The sequence below is a fragment of the Mesorhizobium sp. P2_A12 genome (assembly GCF_056405075.1).
This window is the reverse complement of the sequence record NZ_JBFUCU010000040.1, coordinates 1-20,442: the sequence shown is the minus strand read 5'-3', so window position 1 is coordinate 20,442 and position 20,442 is coordinate 1. Positions and strand designations below refer to the sequence as shown.

At 60.2% G+C, this 20,442-nt stretch carries 18 protein-coding genes and 2 pseudogenes; 11 read left to right on the top strand and 9 right to left on the bottom strand.

All coding sequences use genetic code 11. The annotated features are described in order from the left end of the window. Nucleotides 1-825, bottom strand: an 825-nt coding sequence (locus AC1DZU_RS34345; protein WP_477291746.1) for a recombinase family protein, incomplete at its 3' end; no start/stop codon positions are given. Further along, nucleotides 822-1,268, bottom strand: coding sequence for a DUF2924 domain-containing protein (locus AC1DZU_RS34340; protein ID WP_477291744.1), 447 nt, complete (start codon nucleotides 1,266-1,268; stop codon nucleotides 822-824). The genes AC1DZU_RS34340 and AC1DZU_RS34345, both read right to left, overlap by 4 nt. A gap of 556 nt (nucleotides 1,269-1,824) precedes the next feature. Here AC1DZU_RS34340 and AC1DZU_RS34335 point away from each other — a divergent pair. The 8 genes and pseudogenes from AC1DZU_RS34335 to AC1DZU_RS34300 form a co-directional block, all read left to right on the top strand. After that, the gene (locus AC1DZU_RS34335; RefSeq protein WP_477291742.1) at nucleotides 1,825-2,523 is read left to right on the top strand and encodes a hypothetical protein; all 699 of its coding nucleotides are present in this window, start codon (nucleotides 1,825-1,827) and stop codon (nucleotides 2,521-2,523) included. Further along, nucleotides 2,516-4,456, top strand: a complete 1,941-nt coding sequence (locus AC1DZU_RS34330) for a hypothetical protein (RefSeq protein ID WP_477291740.1) — start codon at nucleotides 2,516-2,518, stop codon at nucleotides 4,454-4,456. Before AC1DZU_RS34335 ends, AC1DZU_RS34330 begins: the two co-directional genes overlap by 8 nt. Nucleotides 4,457-4,581: 125 nt before the next feature. Then, a complete protein-coding gene (locus tag AC1DZU_RS34325; protein WP_477291738.1) occupies nucleotides 4,582-4,797 on the top strand; it encodes a helix-turn-helix transcriptional regulator in 216 nt (71 codons plus the stop codon). Nucleotides 4,798-4,803: 6 nt separating this feature from the next. Further along, nucleotides 4,804-5,004: a hypothetical protein gene (locus AC1DZU_RS34320; RefSeq protein ID WP_477291736.1), complete on the top strand. Its 201-nt coding sequence runs from the start codon at nucleotides 4,804-4,806 to the stop codon at nucleotides 5,002-5,004. Nucleotides 5,005-5,054: 50 nt separating this feature from the next. Next, nucleotides 5,055-5,876 (top strand): hypothetical protein, encoded by an 822-nt coding sequence (locus tag AC1DZU_RS34315; protein WP_477291734.1) that lies wholly within the window; start codon nucleotides 5,055-5,057, stop codon nucleotides 5,874-5,876. Beyond that, entirely contained in the window at nucleotides 5,873-6,460 is a 588-nt protein-coding gene (locus AC1DZU_RS34310) for a hypothetical protein (RefSeq protein WP_477291732.1), read from the top strand. The genes AC1DZU_RS34315 and AC1DZU_RS34310 overlap by 4 nt, the downstream gene beginning before the upstream one ends. Beyond that, nucleotides 6,460-7,572 (top strand): DUF3631 domain-containing protein, encoded by a 1,113-nt coding sequence (locus tag AC1DZU_RS34305; protein ID WP_477291730.1) that lies wholly within the window; start codon nucleotides 6,460-6,462, stop codon nucleotides 7,570-7,572. The genes AC1DZU_RS34310 and AC1DZU_RS34305 overlap by 1 nt, the downstream gene beginning before the upstream one ends. A 56-nt stretch (nucleotides 7,573-7,628) precedes the next feature. Beyond that, nucleotides 7,629-7,891: pseudogene (locus tag AC1DZU_RS34300) on the top strand (IS630 family transposase); the annotation flags it as partial. Nucleotides 7,892-7,893: 2 nt separating this feature from the next. Here the strand turns inward: AC1DZU_RS34300 and AC1DZU_RS34295 are convergent. The 7 genes from AC1DZU_RS34295 to AC1DZU_RS34265 all read right to left on the bottom strand — a co-directional run bounded on the left by AC1DZU_RS34295 (nucleotide 7,894) and on the right by AC1DZU_RS34265 (nucleotide 17,795). Then, entirely contained in the window at nucleotides 7,894-8,382 is a 489-nt protein-coding gene (locus tag AC1DZU_RS34295) for a glutathione S-transferase family protein (protein ID WP_477291728.1), read from the bottom strand. Between the two features lie 432 nt (nucleotides 8,383-8,814). Further along, complete coding sequence (locus AC1DZU_RS34290) at nucleotides 8,815-9,546, bottom strand: EF-hand domain-containing protein (protein ID WP_477291726.1); 732 nt, start codon at nucleotides 9,544-9,546, stop codon at nucleotides 8,815-8,817. A gap of 156 nt (nucleotides 9,547-9,702) precedes the next feature. Continuing rightward, nucleotides 9,703-10,716: an exonuclease domain-containing protein gene (locus tag AC1DZU_RS34285; protein WP_477291724.1), complete on the bottom strand. Its 1,014-nt coding sequence runs from the start codon at nucleotides 10,714-10,716 to the stop codon at nucleotides 9,703-9,705. Between the two features lie 285 nt (nucleotides 10,717-11,001). Further along, nucleotides 11,002-12,864, bottom strand: a complete 1,863-nt coding sequence (locus AC1DZU_RS34280) for an adenylate/guanylate cyclase domain-containing protein (protein ID WP_477291722.1) — start codon at nucleotides 12,862-12,864, stop codon at nucleotides 11,002-11,004. A gap of 289 nt (nucleotides 12,865-13,153) precedes the next feature. Beyond that, nucleotides 13,154-15,364, bottom strand: coding sequence for an adenylate/guanylate cyclase domain-containing protein (locus tag AC1DZU_RS34275; RefSeq protein WP_477291720.1), 2,211 nt, complete (start codon nucleotides 15,362-15,364; stop codon nucleotides 13,154-13,156). Nucleotides 15,365-16,399: 1,035 nt separating this feature from the next. Further along, nucleotides 16,400-16,837 (bottom strand): EF-hand domain-containing protein, encoded by a 438-nt coding sequence (locus AC1DZU_RS34270; protein WP_477291718.1) that lies wholly within the window; start codon nucleotides 16,835-16,837, stop codon nucleotides 16,400-16,402. Between the two features lie 352 nt (nucleotides 16,838-17,189). Then, nucleotides 17,190-17,795, bottom strand: coding sequence for a cold-shock protein (locus tag AC1DZU_RS34265; protein WP_477291716.1), 606 nt, complete (start codon nucleotides 17,793-17,795; stop codon nucleotides 17,190-17,192). 232 nt (nucleotides 17,796-18,027) lie between these two features. Between AC1DZU_RS34265 and AC1DZU_RS34260 the strand changes: the two genes are divergently transcribed. The 3 genes and pseudogenes from AC1DZU_RS34260 to AC1DZU_RS34250 form a co-directional block, all read left to right on the top strand. Beyond that, a complete protein-coding gene (locus AC1DZU_RS34260; RefSeq protein ID WP_477291714.1) occupies nucleotides 18,028-19,317 on the top strand; it encodes a site-specific DNA-methyltransferase in 1,290 nt (429 codons plus the stop codon). A 235-nt stretch (nucleotides 19,318-19,552) separates the two neighbouring features. Further along, a complete protein-coding gene (locus AC1DZU_RS34255; RefSeq protein WP_477291712.1) occupies nucleotides 19,553-20,029 on the top strand; it encodes a phage terminase small subunit P27 family in 477 nt (158 codons plus the stop codon). A gap of 16 nt (nucleotides 20,030-20,045) precedes the next feature. Beyond that, a pseudogene (locus AC1DZU_RS34250) lies at nucleotides 20,046-20,159 on the top strand (terminase gpA endonuclease subunit); the annotation flags it as partial. Nucleotides 20,160-20,442: the final 283 nt, after the last annotated feature.

The following is a 20,442-nucleotide window of genomic DNA, read 5'->3' as shown; positions in this document are numbered from 1 at the left end:
CTCGGCAATGATCGAGCGGACCTTGTCCCAGAGATCTTGCGAGATGATTGGCTGATGCTCGCCGGGATAGCTCGTGCCCTTGTGGACGGCCTCGCCGATGTACACCCGGTTGCTCAGCAACTTGTAGAGAAGGCCTTTGTCGAAGGCCTGTCCGTTCTTGCGCCTGAGGCCCTCCGCATTCAGGGTTCGTGCCAAAATGGTCGCCGAGCCGATGGTCAGGAACCGGCCGAAGATCATGCGCACAATGGCTGCCTCTTCATCATGGACGAGAAGCTTCCGGTTCTCGACCCGATATCCGAGGGGGACGTTGCCGCCCATCCACATGCCCTTGCGACGAGACGCTGCGAATTTGTCCCGGATACGTTCACCGATCACCTCGCGTTCGAACTGGGCGAAAGACAGCAGGATGTTCAGCGTCAGCCGGCCCATTGAGGTCGTCGTGTTGAAACTCTGGGTGATGGAGACGAAGGTGACGTCGTTGGCATCGAAGACCTCGACCAGCCGCGAGAAGTCCATGAGCGAGCGTGACAGGCGATCGATCTTGTAGACGACAACGACATCGACCAAACCGGCTTCTACATCACGCAGCAGTCGCTTCAGGCCGGGCCGCTCCAGCGTGGCACCGGAGATACCACCATCGTCATAGTGGTCGGGCACCAGCACCCAGCCCTCCGCCCGCTGGCTGACCACATAGGCCTCGCAGGACTCGCGCTGGGCATGCAACGAGCTAAATTCCATATCGAGGCCCTCTTCCGAGGACTTGCGTGTGTAGACCGCGCAGCGAAGTTTTCGAACGATCGGCTTCGACGTTGGGGCGGCTTTCATCGGCCTGCTCCCTTCTGATTACGCAGCCCGAAAAACAGCCAGCCATTCCACCGGGTGCCGGTGATCGCCCGGGCAATGGCCGAGAGCGATTTGTAGGGCCGGCCACCATATTCGTAACCATCGGCCAGCACCGCCGCGCAATGCTCGACGCCCTGCCATTCGCGCATCAGCCTGGTGCCGGCGATGGGTCGGTTATCATGGCGGGTACCGCACCCGCCCGAGCGAGGCTCCAGATCCGCGGCCAGTGCAGCCAGCCGCTTGAGTGTCTCCGGCTTCAGCCCGCCATAGGCGAGTTCCTGCACCCGGTAGGCCAGCCTGCTCTCCAGGAATTTGCGATTGTAGGGCGGCGGCTCCGCGGCAAACAGGTCGCGCCACATCCCCTTCAGGGCAACGATATCCATCATCTTGATATCTGCCAGCCTGCCGATCACCGCGTCCGTCATGCTCCATTCTCCGCCAGTTCGAGTTCGGCTGCATGACCGCTCTGGTTAGCGGTGAAGTCCACGAAACTATTCTCCCGGTCGCCAGATATTCTCGTTGACTGTCGTACCCGCAGACGCCTCACGCCGACCGCCAAGATGGTAGCAATTTCAGCCAGGCGCTCTGCGGCGGTCATGCGATCTGGCGAGAGGGCATTATGGCCCGCTCCGCTCCTGTCAGACCACGTATTATTGCCGGTGTTGTGCCTGCTCATGGAGAGCGAAGTTAGCCGCCCTCCAACTTTGACCCAGCGGTGTGGGGGATGGTGCGCAGCGCTGCGAAGACAAAAGCAAATAGTGGCCTGAGAACCACCTACCGATGGCCTCGACCACCGAATCAGCTAGTCCATAAAATTGGCTAGAGCGCCTTCACGGAGCGCTAACAGTTGAGGCGAGAATTTGGGGCCGGGCCTGTTGCGAGCCCGTCGCGAGGACTGCCTTGGGCCACCAGCTCCTGCCTCATCTTCCACGCACGAAGGAGTGGCGCCACGTCGTGACCCTTCTTAGTGGCGGGGCCTTGATGGAAGATATAGCTGCCGCATCCGCCCGCGCCGCCGAGCGCAGCATGATCGATGCGGCCGACGACGCAACAGTACGCCAGACATTCTACCTCTTGACGCAGATACCGCTTGCCGCCGCCAGCAGAAGCTTCGCGGGCGCACTAAGAGGCTTGGGGCTGGCCGTAAGTGACCATCCATCTCTCGTCGAGATCGGGGCAGCCATGATGGACGCAATCGACCGGTTCACTTCGAAGAAGGGTGCGCGCAGCGACTATGGGGAAATCGCGCAGGTCTGTGCGGTGGAAAGCCTACATGCAGTTGTCGGTCGTGACGTGCAGGATCTTTTTGGCATGGATCGCGACCGGGTGAAGACGGTCACCGCTGGCCTTGCCAACGCAAAACAATTTGCCGTTCTCGCGCGGGAGTTCTTCGCTCGCCTTACGCAGAGCCACCTCAATTTTTACCTCCACCGGGAGCTCTCGAACCATGTGGGCGCCAGCCGGCGCTTCTCCAGCGTGGCTGAACACAGGAAGTTCGAAACTGCCCTCGACCAACACTGCCGCGAGGCGTCCGGGATCATCAAGAATTTCGCCGCCGAATGGTTCTCCAAGCATAACTTCGAAGGTGGCATCGACCGCGACAAGGCGGGGCGTTTCGTCCATGTCGCCGCCGGCAAGATCCGTGATGAGCTGCGCCGCCGCGAGAGCGGAAATGCATGACACTTTCATTGCCTGCGGTGGTGCGCCTGTAGGCAAGGCAGCAAGCGTTCTCGAACTCGATATCTCGCCAGCCGCCGATGAGAAGAAGAGGGTCCGATTTGATGCCGGATCGATCAGCGCCCCACTCCTCGATGAGATCCCCGAACCCCTGGCTGATGCTCTGGAGATCGCGGCCTATATCTTCTCGGCGGACAGGTTAGTCCCCCGCGTGAAGGATGACAGCCGCCAGATTGGCGCAGAGTGGCAACGACGGCTCCGCTTTCGCATTCCGGTTCGCAACGAAGCGCTCTGGAACAGCAGGGAAGTCAAAGATGCTCTTTTGGAGGGCCTGTCCTTCCTCTCTGGAGATGAATTCGCATTCGAATTCACCCATGCTGATAAGCCTGAGGGAGCCCAGCTTTATCTCGGCTTCAACGATGCCGTGGCTCAGACCATCCGGCCCGACCAGGTCATCCTTTTCTCCGGCGGGCTGGACTCGCTTGCGGGGGTGGCTGAGAGCGTCATCGGCAGGAACTGCAGTGCGGTGCTGGTGACACATTCAAGCGCCACCCTGGTCGCCGGCAAGCAGAACCAACTTGCTCATGAAATCGGACAACGCACCCGCAAGGGCCAGACCTTCTACGCCCCGGTCTGGGTTCGCAGAGGACACCAGGCGGAGCCTGTCGAGCATTCCCAGCGGCTACGGTCGTTTCTGTTTGCATCGCTCGGTATGGCCTATGCCCGGATGTTCGGATGCAGCAGCGTCCAGTTCTGCGAGAACGGCATCACCAGCTTCAACCTGCCGATGGCCCAGCACGTAGTCGGCACGCGGGCGAGCCGGACAACGCATCCGCGGACCCTCTCCCACTTCAGTCGCCTCTTTTCCGTGCTGTTGGATACACCGGTCAGCTTCGAGAATCCTTTCCTATGGAAGACCAAGGCGGACGTGGTCAGGAGCATCGATCGGAACCATCTTTCGGATCTGATCGGGCTGGCCACAAGCTGTGCAAACATTCGCGAAATGTCGATGTCCGGCCGGCAATGTGGTTACTGTTCCCAATGTGTTGAGCGGCAATATGCTATCGCAGCAGCGGGACTCGTTGAGCCCATAGGGACTTACGAGCGAGAACTTTTTCTCGGCGCCCACCAGGACGGCCGGGATCTGACGATGGTCGAGGCCCATCTGTGCCGGGCACACAAGCTGGCCGCCATGTCGCAGCAAGACTTCATGTCGAACAATGGCCAAGTTTACAGGGCGTTGGCCGATAGCGGGGAAAGCCCGGATGCCGCGGCAAGCAGCATCTTCTCATTGCATCAGCGCTACGGCAGCGAGATAGTTGGCGTCGTCGACGAAAAGCTTCGACAGCATGCCACGCTCGACGCGGTGCTCGACCTCCCTGAGACGTCGCTGTTGGGATTGCTCCGTAGTCCGCAGACCAACGGGTCGTTCTACGATTCCGTTCGGCAAGAACCGCCGGCTGAATCACAAGCTGCGGCAGACCCCAAGCCGGTCCTATCGCGCAGGATAGTTTTCGCTCTGGATGAAGGTGGGTCGAAAATCCTGTTCGACAACGCAATCACTCTGAACGGCAGACTGGCTGAGCTAATATCGCGGCTGGCCGAGCCGTTTGAGGCTGATCTTGAGCATTCGGGACATAGCTATGTATCCACAGAAACGCTTTGCAGCCATCTGCATTGTGAAGAGGAAACCCTTCGGCAGATAGTCAACCGCACTCGCAAAAGGCTCGGAAAGGAATTCGAGGCCAAAGCTGGTTACACGCTCGACGTAGAGGACGTCATCCAGAGCAGGAAGTGGGGTGGATATCGCCTCAACCCATTCCTACTGCTGGTCGATCGGCGGCAGCTTAGCCAGGCAAAGATGTCACGACATTCTAATGCCGGCGTCACGACTCTAGCGCAAAACCCGGCAAATTCGGGAGCCGGAACCGCCTGAGACGTCACGACATTCTTAGCAGCTGAACATATCTCAAATCGACGAACTGCTGCCAACTCCTGGGATCGAAACCGCTTCCGCTAGCGCTCCAGCGCAATGATGCGAAGCCCGCTCAGGAGCTTGCAATGCCAGATGCTTCCCCCGTTTACTTCTGCCAGGAAGAACTCGCCCGTCGCTTTCGAGTAAGCCCGCGAACGCTCGAACGCTGGCGCTGGAAGAAGACTGGACCCAATTATCACAAGCTTGGCGGCCGGATCGTCTATTCGCTCGATGATATCGAAGCCTATGAGCGCCGGCGCCGCGCCGAGACCCATTCGTCGATCATCGGCTCGTGGGAGTGACCGGCGATGACGATCGACTTCATCACTCCGAGCCATACAGTTGCATCGACAGACAGAGTGATCGCCGACAGCGCCGAAGCCCAGCTCTATGTCGAAGCTGCTGCAGCGGATCTCAGGGTCCACTGGCTGCTGACACGCTACGCCCTGCCTATCCCGGTAGCGGTGCTGATCGCCGAACTCGCCTTCTCGCCGGGGAGGCAATCATGAGCACTTATCAGGCTAGCCGCTCAAAGAAGGCTCGCGCCACCAGGGAAGAGATGGAGGCGCGGGCCACCTTCCTCTTGGCCTACGCCGCCGAGCACGGCCCGGTAACGGTCCGTCAGCCCTACTACGTCGCCGGGGTCCACCAGGTGCCCGGCATCACAAAGGCCGACGGCGACTACGATAAGGTGCAGCGGCAGGTCCTGAAGCTGCGCCGCGAGAAGCGGATGCCGTATTCGGCGATTGCCGACTCGACCCGCTGGATGCGCAAGCCCGCCACCTATGACAGCTTCGCCGATGCATTGCGTGAGACGGCAGCTCTCTATCGCCGCAACATCTGGAACGACCACCTCGAGCATGTAGAGATCTGGGTGGAGAAGGATGCGCTGGCAGGCGTGATCTATCCGGTCACCAGTGAGTATGGCGTGCCGCTGATGGTCAGCCGTGGCTTCTCCTCGGAGACCTTCGCTTTCGAGGCCGCGCAAAGCTACGCCGCCGACGGACGACCGGTCCACGTGTACCACCTTGGCGACTTCGACCGCTCCGGCATTGCCGCGGCCGAGGACCTGCGCCGGAAGCTGACTGGCTTTGCCGCAGAGGCCGGCGTTGCGGCCCATTTCACGCGTCTGGCGGTGACATCGGAACAGATCGCGGCCTGGTCGCTGCCGACCCGGGCGCCGAAGCGGGAGAGCGCTGCCGATCGGCGTTGGCCATATGACTTCGCATGCGAACTTGATGCAATCGAACCCGACCGGCTGCGCATGCTGGTTCGGGAAGCGATCCGGCATCATATGCCTGACGACTATCTGCGGGCTGCTCAGATTGCCGAGGAGAGCGAGCGGCAACTGCTCAAAGCCTTCGCTAGGAGGGCGGCGTGATGCTCCAGCTCGCTCTTCGTTCCGCCAGGGCGGAATTTTATGGCCGGGCAGAAACAGCGGCCTGTAGCGACGCGTTCCTGACCTACGTCCGGGATAACGATCTCGATGTTCTGGCGATAGGTTGGTATGTCGGCGTCACGGCCGTGCTCCCGATTGAAGAGCATCCCGGGAGCCGCTTCGAGTTCGTAGACACCGGCTCGCTCGGCTTCGTCTGCGAATCCTATGCAGCCGACGGCGAGACGGTCACGGACCTGGTGGCCTGGCATCTGACCATCCCCCAGCACCCGCTCACCATGCATGGACGCTGTGGTCTGCTAGGCCTTTGGCAGGCCAATGCGCCCGGAACGTACTTCATGGGTGGCAGCCTCCGTCTCCACCGCTCGCCGCTTCTGTGGCTGCAGGCGCTCTGTGACGGTGCAGCGGTGGTCGATCGCACTGTCGCCGGGCGCCAGTTGCTTGATGTACCCGGCCGGATAGCAGCCGAGGACAGGGCGCATGGGCGCGAGATCGCCGGCTTGCTGCGCGCGGCCGCTGATATCGACAACAAGGTAGTCGCCCCCCTCGAGCCGCGGAGAGCTGCCTGATGGATACCCGCAACGTGCCCGATGGCTATGCCGGGGTGAGCGCCAACGATGGTGCTGCTGTCCTTGACGAGGTCTTCGCCTTCCTGGGGCGGTTCGTCGCTTATCCGTCAGAAGCCACGCACGTCGCCAACGTGCTCTGGATCGCGCATACTCATCTTATGGATGCGTGGGTATCGACACCCCGCATCGCCTTCCTTTCTCCAGAGCCAGGATCTGGAAAAACGCGGGCACTCGAAATTACCGAGCTGCTTGTCCCTCGCCCGGTCGAAGCGGTGAACGTAACCCCAGCCTACCTGTTTCGTAAGGTCGCAGATGCCGCTGGCCGCCCGACGATTCTGTTCGACGAGATCGACACGGTGTTCGGGCCGAAGGCAAAGGACAATGAAGAGATCCGGGGCTTGCTCAACGCCGGTCACAGGCAAGGTGCCGTGGCCGGTCGCTGTGTCATGCGCGGAAAGATTGTCCAGACAGAAGAGATCCCGGCCTATTGCGCAGTCGCACTCGCCGGGCTGGGTGATTTGCCGGACACCATCCTGACGCGGTCGGTCATCATCCGGATGCGTCGACGCGCGCCAGAAGAACGGGTGGAGGCCTACCGGAGGCGCGTTCATGCCTTGGAGGGCGAGGCGCTGCGTAATCGGATCGCCGACTGGGCAGCCGAGGTGGAGGACCTTCTCGCAGATGCTTGGCCGGAGATGCCGGACGGCATCACAGATCGTGATGCGGACGTTTGGGAGCCGCTTATTGCCCTAGCCGACGAGGCCGGTGGCAATTGGCCGGAGCGGGCTCGTGTTTCGGCTGTTACGCTTGTTACGCTTGCCAAGGAGAGCACACCCAGCCTCGGTGTTCGCCTGCTGGCAGATCTTCGCCATGTGTTCGAGAGGCAAGACGTCCTCCCCACCGAAACTATCCTTCAGGAGCTCCATATGATGGATGAGTCGCCATGGGCAGACATCAAGGGCAAGGAACTCAATGATCGTACTTTAGCCAGCAAGCTGCGACGGTTTGCGATCAGGCCGAAAGTGTTAAGGATCGGCGCTGCCACTGTCCGCGGCTATGAACGCTCAGATTTCATCGACGCCTGGAACCGGTATCTAGTGGATCCAATCTGACATTGATCCGGGTAGGGATTCCCGTTGCTTTTGTGGGTGCGAGTCTGGAGCATGCCCCTGGTATCATTGCCTGGCTCGCCCGCCACCCGCGCTTCACCTTCACTGCACGCCGACCTCATGCTCCTGGCTTCAATGCGTTCGAAACCTTCTTCGGTACTCTCACCAAGCGGCGTCCCGAGCGTGGCGTCTTCCGATCCATCGTCGACCTCCAGACTGCCATCAACCGCTGTTTCGCCGAAACCATGATAAGATCCGGACCGCGCAGCACGAGAACATAATCGCCGCCGTCAACCGAGGGCACCAAGCGTCAGAGTCGATGCGCTACGATGCGATCTCGGCATCCTGCATCCCCAGAAGGTCGAATGGCTCAGCGAAGCCGGACAATGCCTCAATGCGACCAGCCCATGCAACGACGCTCGGCCACGCCGCGAGATCCCTGTTGCTGAGGCGCGCGAAAGCGATCTCCCCGTAGCAGCAGATATCGGCAATCGTCGCCGTGTCGCCGACGAGGAAGCGACAACCCGAGAGATGGGCGTCAAGGATGTCCAGAGCAGCACTACCTTTGCGGTCAAACTCTGCCACGAGCACCGGATCGAATGAGAGTGGCAATAAATTGCGACGGCCCAGTTCGACGCTATACCAGGCATAGAGCGGCGGCATCAGCCGGTCCGCGTCCCAAAACAGCCACTCCCGAACGTGTTGGCCCGCTTCGATATTGGCCGCGCCAAAGCAGCCGAGCGTGTCCGCCAGGTATTCGAGGATGGCCCCCGACTGTACGAAGACCCGGCCGTCATGTTCGATCACCGGCACCTGACCCCCAGCGAGACAGACCACGGAATTCGGGCGTCAGGTGCATGCCGCGCTGGAAACTGATGTAGCGAAACGTGAAGCCGGTGCGGCTAGACGCAGCATCAGCGCGATTCGGTAGGTCGGTAGGGAATGCGGGCTACCATGTAGCGTGAACCTGCCGCTCATTGCCTTCTCCTCCGCTCACGGCCGTGATCAACCGTCAACACATCATATCGCGGGCATATTCCTGCGTCTTGTCGCGCTGAGCCGGGTACCAAATGTTAGATTCCTACTGCTGTTAGCTCCACTTCCCTTAGGAGACGTAACAAGCGTAACAACCGAAACACGAAGCGAAGGATAGGCGGCCCCTCGCCTGCGTGCGGAAGTCCGCCTGAGCGAAGTTTCTGTCGAGGAGAGCTCTTAGCGTTGGCCTGGATGGACCGGCATTCGGATTTAGTCTCGGCCCTCCTCGCCGGCTCCGTGGAAGAAGGATCGGATTTCCTGCATGTCAACGCTGTCATCGCCGTTCTCGTCGACGGCGTTGAATATTCGTCCGATGAAATCCTGAACCTCGGTATGCGAAAGCGCGCCATCGCCGTCGGCGTCGACTATGGCAAACATTATTCGCATCTTTGCGCCATGCATCATCTTGGCTCCCATACCGCCGTGGCCCCTCGTCATCCGCCGCCCTTCTGGCGAGCCCATTCTGTAGTCCCGATGCCACCGGTCGCCACCGCGCCGCTCTGCTCTGGGACCGCGATCCTCCTGCATTCTTTCCATCATCATCTCTCCCATCATCTGGCGCATCATTTCACGCATAGAGTCTTGGGTTTGTCCGGTCCCTTCGGGCGACTGATCGGAGTCCTGATCCTGTGCCTTCACTGCGGGCACAGGTGTTCCGCTCGACTCGGCCAGCGCGGGCGAGCCCAACATGATCAACACAGCGGCAACTGCCGCGGTTTTGCTTGGAAGGGTCATTGTGTTCTCCTGTGGATGAATGGCTACGCCAATCATGTCGGCATCCGAGCAAACCCGCAGCTTACCTCCTGGTTCCGGCCGGTTTCGCGGATGATCCTGGCTGACGGTCTCGATGGAGCGCAAATATGCTAATTTATTCGCGCAAACATGAAGAACAGCCTCGAAACGATGACTGCGCTCCTGGATCAGGAGCGCATCAGAATTCAAGAAGTTGGGACTCCTTCGAAACGACGCCACTTCCTCGTTTTGAACACGTGAGTCGGTCGTCCGAGGTCAGATGTCCAGCCAGCGGCCGGTTCCACAACATAGGACATGGTGGTACTCGATTCGTGGATAGTTTGGCGGCTAACGACGCCCCCCGGCCTAGCTGGTGGATCTCACTGTGTTCCTGAACGCATCCGTAATCCTGGCGATCGCAGTCCGCTCGGCTTCGCTGATCGTTCCATCTGCCTGTGCGGTGGCCCGAAGCCGTGGCATGAAGGACGCACGGGAAATCTCATCGGCAGCAATGATCTGTGCAGCAGCGTCGATGGAAGAGTCGTCGGTCAGAAGTGTCATCAGGTCGGCAATCACGTCGATTTTTTCATTTTCGGACAACAGAATCTCGCGCGCGAGTGCCTCGGCCTCCACGACCTCCATCAGCACCGAGATTTCGCTATCGACTAAGCCGTCCGACTTGGCGAGATAGAGCATCAAGGTTCCAAGAGGGGATAAATCTTTGACCAGTCCAGCGAGCAGGGGGGTGAGCGCAGGTTTCGCGGTTCCCTTTGATCTTTTGGATCTTCGAGGGAGAGGGCCTTCTGGCCGGGGTGGAGGCACTTTTAAGTTTGACAGCGGCATTGCCGGGGTACCGATAATCGCGCGAGGCAACCCATTGAGCCAACAGTAGACCTGCATCGCCATCCAGGCGTCTTCAAACGCGCCGTGGATTCGGCCAGCCCGAGCAAAAAGAATTGCGTTTAAGCCGGACCGGCCACCAACTTGCTCACGGTACGTCCGCATTGTGCAGAAGTACTCGAGTTCCGGAAGCGGCATTCCAGCGAGGTCGAATTCCTGCTCGATGAAACGCCGATCAAATTCGACATTGTGAGCGATGACGCAAGGAGAGTCCGAAAAAAGCTTGCTCAATGCGTGTGCGTGGACGTTGAAAGTATCCTGATGGCGAAGTGTCCAATCGTCATAGCCGTGAACTGCTTCGGCGCGCGGATGGCTCTTCTTACCCGGATCAAAGATCAGATGGGCCGCTTGGATGGGATAGGTCTCGGTAACAATATCCTGGGAGTCAACAGCGATCAGGCCAAGGCTCACCACGCGATCGGAGCTAAAAAAGCCCGTCGTTTCGACGTCAACGAAAAGCAGACGGTTTGGCAGTTGCATTTTGTCCCCCGACAAGAGCATCGCGCAGCATAGCCTCAGACGCAAGCTGCTAAGGTCACACGCGGTGTTGGCTGCTTCCTGACTTTCAGTCAGGGTCGGCTTCTGACCCATTCGGGACATTGTTGCCCTTCCGAACGAATGTCCGGAGGGTCTTGATCCGGCCTTCCGTCTCCCGAGGGGATGGCATCTATTTTTTCGCCGAAGCGGAAAATTGCGACGGAAGCCGCAGATTTGAGTTCATTTCGGCGGCGAGCCTCTCGGCAGCTGCAATACGGCCATCCGAACTCAGCAGGATTTGGCTGCTTGGCCTGCCAATTGCCTTGCTTTTCCACGTTCAATCAAAGCTTCGAAGCGCGGGTGGCTGTGTAGCGAAATGAGGTCGGTATCCTGCTTCACCCAGTTGACGAATTCAGGAGACATTTTGGGTATGCAGGATTCTAGCAGATCGAGTGCCTGGGCTGGCTCGTTCAATCGGGCCAACGCGCAGGCGACAGTGTAATGGCTCTTCGGATCTTCTGACTCCATGGTAAGCACCCGCGAAGCCCATTCCTTGGCGCGTTCTTTCTCGCCCAGGTAAGCTAGGAGTGCGGCACCATGCCCGACCGCATGCGCGTGGTCGGGCCGCAGTGCGATCTGCTTTTCGATGCGCTCCAGGGCTCGGCGTGCAGCCGCATTGGCCTCTTGGTGACGACCGAGCTTTTCATAAGATTGGGCTGCGAAGCTCAGGCTGACATAATCCGATTCCACAAGTTGAGCTGCACGCTCGAAATTCTGGATTGCTCCCTCGTCGCGGCCGAGGAAGAAAAGGGTAAAGCCAAAATACTGCCGAGTATCGAAGGAATCCGGCTCCAGACGTACCGATTCCTCATGCGCCGCAATAGCCTCATCGGAACGGCCAAGCCGGGATAAGACCCCACCCTTTACAGCGTGGGCCTCAGCCAAAGTGGGATCAAGGGAGAGCGCCGTCTCAGCGGCGAACAGACCCGATTCTTCTAAACTTCCTGCGTGGTTCAAAGACGCTTGGCAAAGCGCGACCAGCGCCCAGGCTCGAGCATAATTAGGGTCAATCTCCAACGCACGCTGGCCGAAGCGCAGAGCGATCTCCGAGCTCCTCGTGCTATGTTGCTGTGCGTAGTGCCGTCCGAGCAGATAGAGCTTGTAAGCATCGGGATTCGTGGTCGAGCGTGTCGTAATCGTTGTCAGTTCTTCCGGAAGGAGCCGCACCCTGAGAGCAGTGACGACATTCCGCGCGATATCGTCCTGAAGCGCGAAAATATCCCCAAAATCTCGCTCATAGCGCTCTGCCCACACGTGTCCGCCCGTTTTTCCATCGATTAGCTGAGCGGTGATCCGAATTCGATTTCCTACCCTCCGGACGGCCCCCTCAACTAGGAATTCGACGTTTAGCTTGCGGGCCACTTGAACGATGTCCACGGCCTTGCCCTTCAAGGTGAATGCTGTATTCCGAGCGATGACGAATAGCGCCGAAACCTTCGAGAGGTCGGTGATGATGTCCTCAGTGATGCCGTCGCTGAAGTATTCCTGCTCGGGATCGTCACCTATGTTCGTGAATGGCAGAACGGCAACTGAGGGCTTGGCTATGGCTGCCATCGGCGCCGTCTTCGCAACGGCTGGCGTGCTGCCGACTGCATAGACTCGAACCGGCTCGACAATATTCTTCACCCGCTGCTCACCCAGGAATTCAAGCCCGGCATCAAGCTTGTTCCGGACGTGATCGTAGACGGTGCCCGAGATGACAATGCCGCCCGGCTCAGCGAGACTTTGCAGGCGGTTGGCGATGTTGACCCCGTCGCCGTGGCGATCCTTCCCGTCGATGATGACGTCGCCGAGATTGACACCGATTCGCAGGTCGATCCGCTCGTCCTGCATCACGCCTGCATTGCGCGTCGCCATCTCTTGCTGGACCACGACTGCACACTCGACCGCGTCGACGACGCTTGCAAACTCGGCCAGGAGCCCGTCGCCCATGAGTTTGAACACGCGACCATGGTGCTTCTTGATTTTGGGCTCGAAGAGTTCGATGTGATGCGCCTTGAGCCGCGCATATGTGCCGTTCTCGTCGCGCTCCATCAGCGCCGAGTAGCCGACCACATCCGCAGCCAGGATCGCTACAAGCTTCCGGTTCATGACGAGGTTTGTCGCCACTGATCGCGCGTATCGCGCAATACGACTATGAGCCCGGCTGTTCGCGCATGCAACACAGGGAAACCGCGCGGAACATCCACTTCGGGTCCGACTCCTGCTCTTATTCGCGGCGGCGGCCAGTCTGGCGCTCATGCGTGAACTGGCTTCTGAGGGTCGTCGGTTGATGCAACGAAGTTGCCATTCGCTCGTCGATGGGAACGAGCAAGTAGCGCCAGATGCGGACATCTAGAAGGCGTAAATACCTATGGCAGCGCGTTTGTGAGTTCACGCCCTAGTTCGCCACGGAGAACGCAATTAGATTCCAGTGGTGCAGCCAGTAATATTCGTTCTGTTCCGCGCGCGTGCCGTTCGGATTCCGGAAGATCGCGGCGCAGGCCTTGGTGTCCCTGAAATAGAAGCAATCCCGGTTCCCCTCGAAATGCGCATGCCCGCCGCTGTCGGCAACATCGCCCCACGTGTAGGCATAGGTCGATCCATCTGCCGACGCTGTGACGCTCCACGGGACCCCGCTTTTGAAATCCTTCGCCTGCAGGGTGCCGGCGTTCGTCGTGCGGTCCAGCACTCGCCCGGCGATCGTGTGGCCGAACATCAGTCTGTGCATCTCGTCGCCGCTCAGCCTGTCCGGCGATTTCGGATCGAAGTCGAACGGCAGCTCCGGAATACCGGCCTTGAGCAGTCCTTCCTGAAAGCGCATCACGTCTTCAAGCTTTGCGAAGGGGAGATTCTGCGCGGCAAGCAGAACGGTCATTCCACCCCCATCGCCATAGGCTTGCGAGTAAGCCTGGATCTTTGGCAGGAGCGAAGCGGCCTTGTCAGTTGCACCGAGATGCCCGTAGGCAGACATGAGCGGAAGCAGGTCGCCGTAGTCGGGGTTTGCGGCCTGCCAGAGGTCCTTTTCCAGAGAGGTCGCCGCCTCCGAGTAATGTCCAAGCGAGAACGCGGCCATCCCGCGCAGCCAGGTCGGCCATCCTTCCTCGCGCGGATCGACGCGAAGCGACGCCGCCACATAAGCAAGACCCTCCTCCGGATGTCCGGCGAAGACCTGTGCCATCGCCATCTCGCGGTAGTTCCAAACGTCGCTCGGGTCGAGCGAAATGGCATGTTGCAGCTCCGCGACAGCCTGCTCGGGCTGCCAGTGGTGCGTGTGCCTGCGGGCGATCAATTGATAGGCCGTCGAGGAAGGATGCTTCAATGCTTCCTGAAGCGTGTCCCAGGCAAGGTGCATCGTCTCGATTTGACCGGTGCCAAGCGCCCGCTGTCTCTCTTCGTTGCCGGCTGCTTCATTATATGTCCAGGCAAGCTCAGCCAAGGCCTTGCCGTATCCCGGATCGAGCGCAATCGCCCGCTTGAATTGGGTAACTGCACCAGCGAAGTCCTTAGGGGCGCCGCGAAATTCCAACTCCAGTCCCTGAAGATACGCGTCATAGGCCTCCGGATTGCTCGTGCTGCCGGGACTTGTATCGCCCACAGCCCGAACGAGGCGAAGCTCCAGCGCCAGCGCGACGTTCTCGACAACCTTGTTCTGCAGGGTGAGCACATCGCTCCAGGCACCGTCGAAGCGCTCGGCCCACAAATGCGTCCCGGTGGTCGCATCGATCAGCTGCGCATTGATGCGCACGTCGTCGCCCGTACGGCGAACGCTGCCTTCCAGGATGTAGCGGACGTGCATCTCCTTCGCGATCTGATCCGGCCGGACCTTCTTGTCCTTGTAGGTGACCGCGGCCGTGCGCGACATGACGAGAAGGCCGGGCACGCGCGCCAGTTCGGTGGTCAGGTCCTCGCTCATGCCGTCGGCGAGGTATCCCTGTTCCTTGTCGTCGCTCAGATTGTCGAAGGGCAGCACCATCATCGATGGTTTGGCGTCTGCGGGCGTCGCCGGCCAAAACCACCACGCGCCACCGCCCACCACGAGCACAGCCAGGACTGCGACCGCGCCAGCCGGCATGAGCCAGCGGGGCCGGGTCGATTTGCGCGGCAAGGCGTGCGCCATGCCATCGATCCGTGCGCTGTAGACGTGCACGGGCCGCGTGATGTTTTTTACTTGCTGCTCGCCGGCGTCGTCGAATGCTATATCGATCTTGCCTTGCAGCTGATCGTAGGCCGCAGCTGAAACCAGCAGGCCGCCGGACGGGCAAATCTGTTCCAGCCGCGCCGCGATATTGACCCCGTCGCCCATCAGATCGTCGCCTTCGACGACGACGTCGCCCAGATTGACACCGATGCGGTAGGCGATCCGGCGCTCCGGAAGCATGTCGCGTTGTTGTGCGCGCGCGTGGCGCTGGATGGTCACGGCACAAGCGACGGCATCGACCACCGAGCCGAATTCGACGATCGCACCGTCGCCCATCAGCTTGACGATGCGGCCGTTATGCTCGGCGATTGCGGGATCAATGACGTTGGAGCGGAGCGATCGGATCGCGGCGAGTGTCGCTTTCTCGTCCGCCTCGATCAGGCGCGAGTAGCCGACGATGTCCGTGGCCATAATGGCCGCCAGTCGCCTCGCTTCCCGACGTTCCTGCATCGCGGCCCTCCCACGGCGCGCGCCAAGACGTGCATCATAGAGGTTTGAAGCCTTCGGCGCGACAGGCTTTCACGAGGCCGTCCTAAGTCCCGAAGGCAAGTCCGCATGTCTCGGGAATGCATTATTTTCGAAATTTCGGAGGCAGGCACAGAGTTCGACGACCACCTGCGCGCAAAGCGGCCTCCGAATTCCAATTTGTGCCAGCATTCGCGCCAACCAGAGCGATCCATGTGTCCGATTTGGGTCAGATCGCGTCATGCGACGCTCGCAACTGAACGAGCGCAATGGGTTTGAGACGCGACCTGCGCGGCGTCACTGACAATGGTCCGGAGGTGGGCGCACCGCACCATATACGCGGGGCTCATGCAGTGCTTGCTTGTGATGGCATGGGCGCAGACAGGCAGACGCGAAACTCAGCCGTCATCGCCTCAATGTTCCAACCGCTTCCAACGGTCCTTCCAACTGGTGTGCTCCAACGCTTTCCAACGGGTTCCAACCCCAGCAAATCCGCGGTTCCAACGGCTGTGTGTTCCAACCATATCTAAAGATATGGCCGCTGAAGGCCGGCCAATCAGATATTGGTCCGCTACCGCCACGGCGCCAATGCCGCCCAAGGTGGCCCGTGACCTCTTGGGATCCTTCTATGAGGTCCATGGCTGAGGCGACTGCGACGCGCTCACGGAACGCTTGCTGGCGGTGGTCTGGCTGATCGGAACGTTCGCAATCTTTGCCGGGGCGAGTTGTATCGCGCTCGCTTTCCGGCTGAAGAACACACCCGAAGGAAGACCAGCACCAGCAGCTGATTCCGTCACGACGGCAAACTGTCCCACTGTCCCACCCCCTAGAGATGGGACAGTGGGACAGCCGCGCATCGATGCTACGGGCTACGAAGGAGGGACGTCTTCAGCGACCTCGCAACGATGACGATGCCGATCCGGGACACGAGGAACTGTGCTTAATGACGATCGTGACGGCTGGCGTGAGCCCTCCCGTAGTCTACTCCGCCTCCTCGTTGCCGGCTCCATGGAAGAAGGATTGGATTTCCTCCATGTCGACGCTGCCATCTCCGTTCTCGTCGACGGCGTTGAAGATCCGTCCGATGAAATCCTGAACCTCAGTATGCGAAAGCGCGCCATGGCCATCGGCGTCGACAATGGCAAACATTATTTGCATCTTTGCGCCATGCATCATCTTGGCTCCCACGCCGCCGTGGCCTCCCGTCATCCGCCGCCCTTCAGGCGGGCCCATTTTGTAGTCCCGATGCCACCGGTCGCCACCGCGCCGCTCTGCTCGGGGACCGTGATGGTTTTGCATTCTTTCATGCAGCATCTCACCCATCATCTGGCGCATCATTTCACGCATTGAGTCTTGGGTTTGTTCGGTCGCTTCGGGCGACTGTTCGGGGTCCTGGTCCTGTGCCTTTACAGCGGGCACAGGTGTTCCGCCGACTCGGCCAGCGCGGGCGAGCCCAACATGATCAACACAGCGGCAACTGCTCCGGTTTTGCATAACATCGTGTTCTCCTTTGGATTGTGAATGAGTAGGCCGAACGCATCGGCATCCAAGCAAACCCGCTGCTCACCTCATGGTTTCTGCTCATGGTTCATGGAGGAGTTGGCAGTTTGCTCGCGCTCACGGTGTCGATTGGTCGCAAACCTGCGCAATTATTCGCGCTGGCGCGAAGAAGCGCAGCGATTACAGCAGCATAGCGCCATGGCCTGAGAGCAGGACACGGGGCCTGCCGTAAGGACGGAAGAACACCGTCAAGTAGCTCGACCACAGAACTCTAGACAGGATGGACGGTTCGAGCCTCGAGCCCCTTCTGGCCCTGGGCGTATCGGACAATCACCTTTTGTCCCTCGTCCAGCTTTGTCATGCCAGAGCGGGTCAAAGTCGAGGCGTGAACGAATACATCCTTGCCGCCGCCCTCAAGGCCGATGAAACCGAACCCTTTGTCCGGGTTGTACCACTTGACGGCGCCGGCGCTCTCCTGATCTCCTGCATTCGGTCCGGTCGTAACCTTCAGGTCCGGCCGAGTTGCGAGTTCGGCGCTGGGCGGGCGCTCAGCACCGCGGCTGACCGTCAGCACTTGCCCAACTTGCGGCCCTTTTGGGCCAACCTCAGTTCTAATCTTAAGCCGCATCCCCTCGGCGACATTCTCAAGTCCGGCAGCTTCCAGCGTCCTAACGTGCAGGTAAGCGTCCGAGCCATCCGCCAGCTTGACAAATCCAAAGCCCTTCTGCGCGTTGAACCATAGCACCTCGGCATCAACGGCAGGCGCGGCTGTTTCGGTTGGGCGCTGGAAATAGCTAGGCTCCCGACCGGAATCATCGGGATGGTCGCTGTCGAACCGGGGGCGACGCGGCTCGCGATGATCTCGATATTTGCCCATTCTCGTACCGGCTATCAGGAGAGGTGAAAGAATATCATCCGGACACTCCGTGATCAATGTGCTGTGGCTTGCATGTATGCCGCTTGATCGGCCGCCCGCCAGCGTCGCAGACCTGCGCAATCATTCGCGCTCGCGCGAAAAAGTGCAGCGATTACATAAGCATACCTCACGTGATATCATCTAGAGACGCTGGCACCTCTAACCGGTGCCATCTACAGGTAGAGGAAACTTGATGCAGACGGGAACCAACCATCATGAAGTCGAGCCGTCCTGCCCCGCAGCAGAAACCCGCCCCCTCGAGGTGGAGTATCGTCCTGCCTCGGCTTTGATCCCGTTCGCGAAGAATGCCCGAACCCACAGCGACGCTCAGGTGGCGCAGATCGCGGCGTCGATCCGCGAGTTCGGCTGGACGAACCCCATCTTGGTCGATGGCGACAACGGCATCATCGCCGGTCACGGGCGGTTGCTTGCGGCCCGGAAACTCGGAATGAGCGAAGTCCCGGTGATCGAACTCACAGGCCTGACTGAGGCGCAGAAACGCGCGCTTGTGATCGCCGACAACAAGCTGGCACTGAACGCCGGCTGGGACGAGCAACTGCTCGGACTTGAGCTGGGCGAGTTGGAGAGCCTCGGCTTCGATCTGTCGCTGACCGGCTTCAGCGAACTGGAGGTCTTGGCGCTGACCAGCCGCGGCACACCGGGGCTGACCCATCCCGACGACATCCCTGATCTGCCCGAGAAACCTAAAAGCATGATCGGCGACGTCTGGTTGCTCGGCAATCACCGGCTGATCTGTGGCGACAGCACCGATGCCAATGACGTCGAGCGGATCCTCGCGGGGGTCAAGCCCCACTTGCTGGTGACAGATCCGCCCTACGGCGTCGGCTATGATCCGGCCTGGCGCGAGCGGTTCGGTGCCGGAGCCAACCTGGCCAAGGGAACGGTGCTGAACGACGACCGTGCCGATTGGCGTGAGGCCTGGGCGCTGTTTCCGGGAGACGTTGCCTATGTCTGGCACGGCGCTCTTCATGCTGCTACGGTGGCCTCAAGCCTCGAAGCCAGCGGCTTTGCCGTTCGTTCCCAGATCATCTGGGACAAGACCCGGCTCGTCATCGGCCGCGGCGACTATCACTGGCAGCACGAACCGGCTTGGTACGCCGTCAGGAAGGGCAAGAAGGGCCACTGGGCGGGCGATCGCAAGCAGACCACCGTCTGGGCCGTCCCGCACAGGAAATCGCCTACGGGGCACGGCACGGAGAAGCCCGTCGAATGCATGCGCCGCCCGATTGAGAACAACTCCTCGCCCGGTCATGCCGTCTACGAGCCGTTCTGCGGATCCGGCACCACGATCATTGCCGCCGAGATGACCGGCCGTTGCTGCCATGCCGTCGAGCTCAACCCCGCCTATGTCGATCTGGCCATCACCCGCTGGCAGGACTTCACTGGCGAGAGGGCAATTCTGGAAGGCAGTGGCCAGAGCTTCGCCGACCTTCCTGCCCAACGCTTGGCCAGTGGGCAATGACATGGAGGGCCCCCGGGGGGGCGGTCAAATAACCACATCCTTTTTGGAATGCGACCGGTGTCCCCCCTTTCTTTGAATAACCGCGAAATTAGCAAGGGGGGTGTCGCGGTATGGCTCGAACTGAGATGGCTAAACACCGGGCTTTCCACCTCTCGAAGGCATGATCGCAGCCTCGAAACGGTAGACAAACTCCAGAGCCCACCACGTCATTGCGACGGACTGAAAGAGCAACACAATGCGTGGACGCAAGCCAACTCCGACGGCACTCAAGATCGTGATGGGTAATCCCGGTAAGCGACCGCTCAACAAGCTCGAGCCGAAGCCGGTTACCGCAATGCCAACCTGCCCTGCGCATCTGATGCCGACGGCGAAGGCTGAGTGGAAACGGCTCGCCCGCTACCTCCACCGTCTTGGTGTGATCAGTGAATTGGATCGTGCTGCTCTTGCCGCTTACTGCCAGGCCTACGGCCGCTGGGTGGAAGCCGAGAAGAAGCTGAAGGAGACCCCTATCCTGCTGCGAACTCCAGCCGGTTACGTGCAGCCCTCCCCCTGGCTGGCAATCTCGAACAAGAATGTCGAACTGATGCACAAGTTTATGAGCGAGCTTGGACTTTCGCCCGTGTCACGAAGCCGGGTCTCGACCACCCGCGATATGGGTCCGAAGCCTTGGGAGTTTGCCGGCAACGAGGAAGAGGACGAATTCTTTTCATGAGACAACCCGTGACAGCGGCTTCTCACGCCTGGAATGGCAGAAGCTTCGCGAACGCAACGAAGCCCTCGACTGCCGTGTCTATGCCCGCGCCGCAGCCTGGATCATCGGTGCCGACCGTTGGCCGGAATCGACCTAGCGCGACCTCGAGGCGCAGTACGGGAGGAATGTTGCTGCCCTGGAGCCGACGACGCCAACCGCACCCACGCCGCCGTCATTGACCTTAGGCTCGAACGCTCAAACAACGAGTTCGCAAAGCCGGCACCTCACGCGGAGGACAAGGCGAATTCGCCTGAGCCGCTGGATGGAGTGACGAAGCGCTTGCTGAGATAAGGCGCCATCTCAAATAAATCAGTCTAGCAGACACAACAAAGTCTTTGTCACCGGCTCGCCGGTTATTCACCTTGTTCCAAGTT

Bases quoted from the DNA above. Each gene is read 5' to 3' on its own strand.
- AC1DZU_RS34340 (WP_477291744.1), bottom strand. From the start codon at position 1,268: ATGACGGACGCGGTGATCGGCAGGCTGGCAGATATCAAGATGATGGAT.
- AC1DZU_RS34335 (WP_477291742.1), top strand. From the start codon at position 1,825: ATGGAAGATATAGCTGCCGCATCCGCCCGCGCCGCCGAGCGCAGCATG.
- AC1DZU_RS34330 (WP_477291740.1), top strand. From the start codon at position 2,516: ATGCATGACACTTTCATTGCCTGCGGTGGTGCGCCTGTAGGCAAGGCA.
- AC1DZU_RS34325 (WP_477291738.1), top strand. From the start codon at position 4,582: ATGCCAGATGCTTCCCCCGTTTACTTCTGCCAGGAAGAACTCGCCCGT.
- AC1DZU_RS34320 (WP_477291736.1), top strand. From the start codon at position 4,804: ATGACGATCGACTTCATCACTCCGAGCCATACAGTTGCATCGACAGAC.
- AC1DZU_RS34315 (WP_477291734.1), top strand. From the start codon at position 5,055: ATGGAGGCGCGGGCCACCTTCCTCTTGGCCTACGCCGCCGAGCACGGC.
- AC1DZU_RS34305 (WP_477291730.1), top strand. From the start codon at position 6,460: ATGGATACCCGCAACGTGCCCGATGGCTATGCCGGGGTGAGCGCCAAC.
- AC1DZU_RS34285 (WP_477291724.1), bottom strand. From the start codon at position 10,716: ATGCAACTGCCAAACCGTCTGCTTTTCGTTGACGTCGAAACGACGGGC.
- AC1DZU_RS34280 (WP_477291722.1), bottom strand. From the start codon at position 12,864: ATGAACCGGAAGCTTGTAGCGATCCTGGCTGCGGATGTGGTCGGCTAC.
- AC1DZU_RS34275 (WP_477291720.1), bottom strand. From the start codon at position 15,364: ATGGCCACGGACATCGTCGGCTACTCGCGCCTGATCGAGGCGGACGAG.
- AC1DZU_RS34265 (WP_477291716.1), bottom strand. From the start codon at position 17,795: ATGGGCAAATATCGAGATCATCGCGAGCCGCGTCGCCCCCGGTTCGAC.
- AC1DZU_RS34260 (WP_477291714.1), top strand. From the start codon at position 18,028: ATGCAGACGGGAACCAACCATCATGAAGTCGAGCCGTCCTGCCCCGCA.
- AC1DZU_RS34255 (WP_477291712.1), top strand. From the start codon at position 19,553: ATGCGTGGACGCAAGCCAACTCCGACGGCACTCAAGATCGTGATGGGT.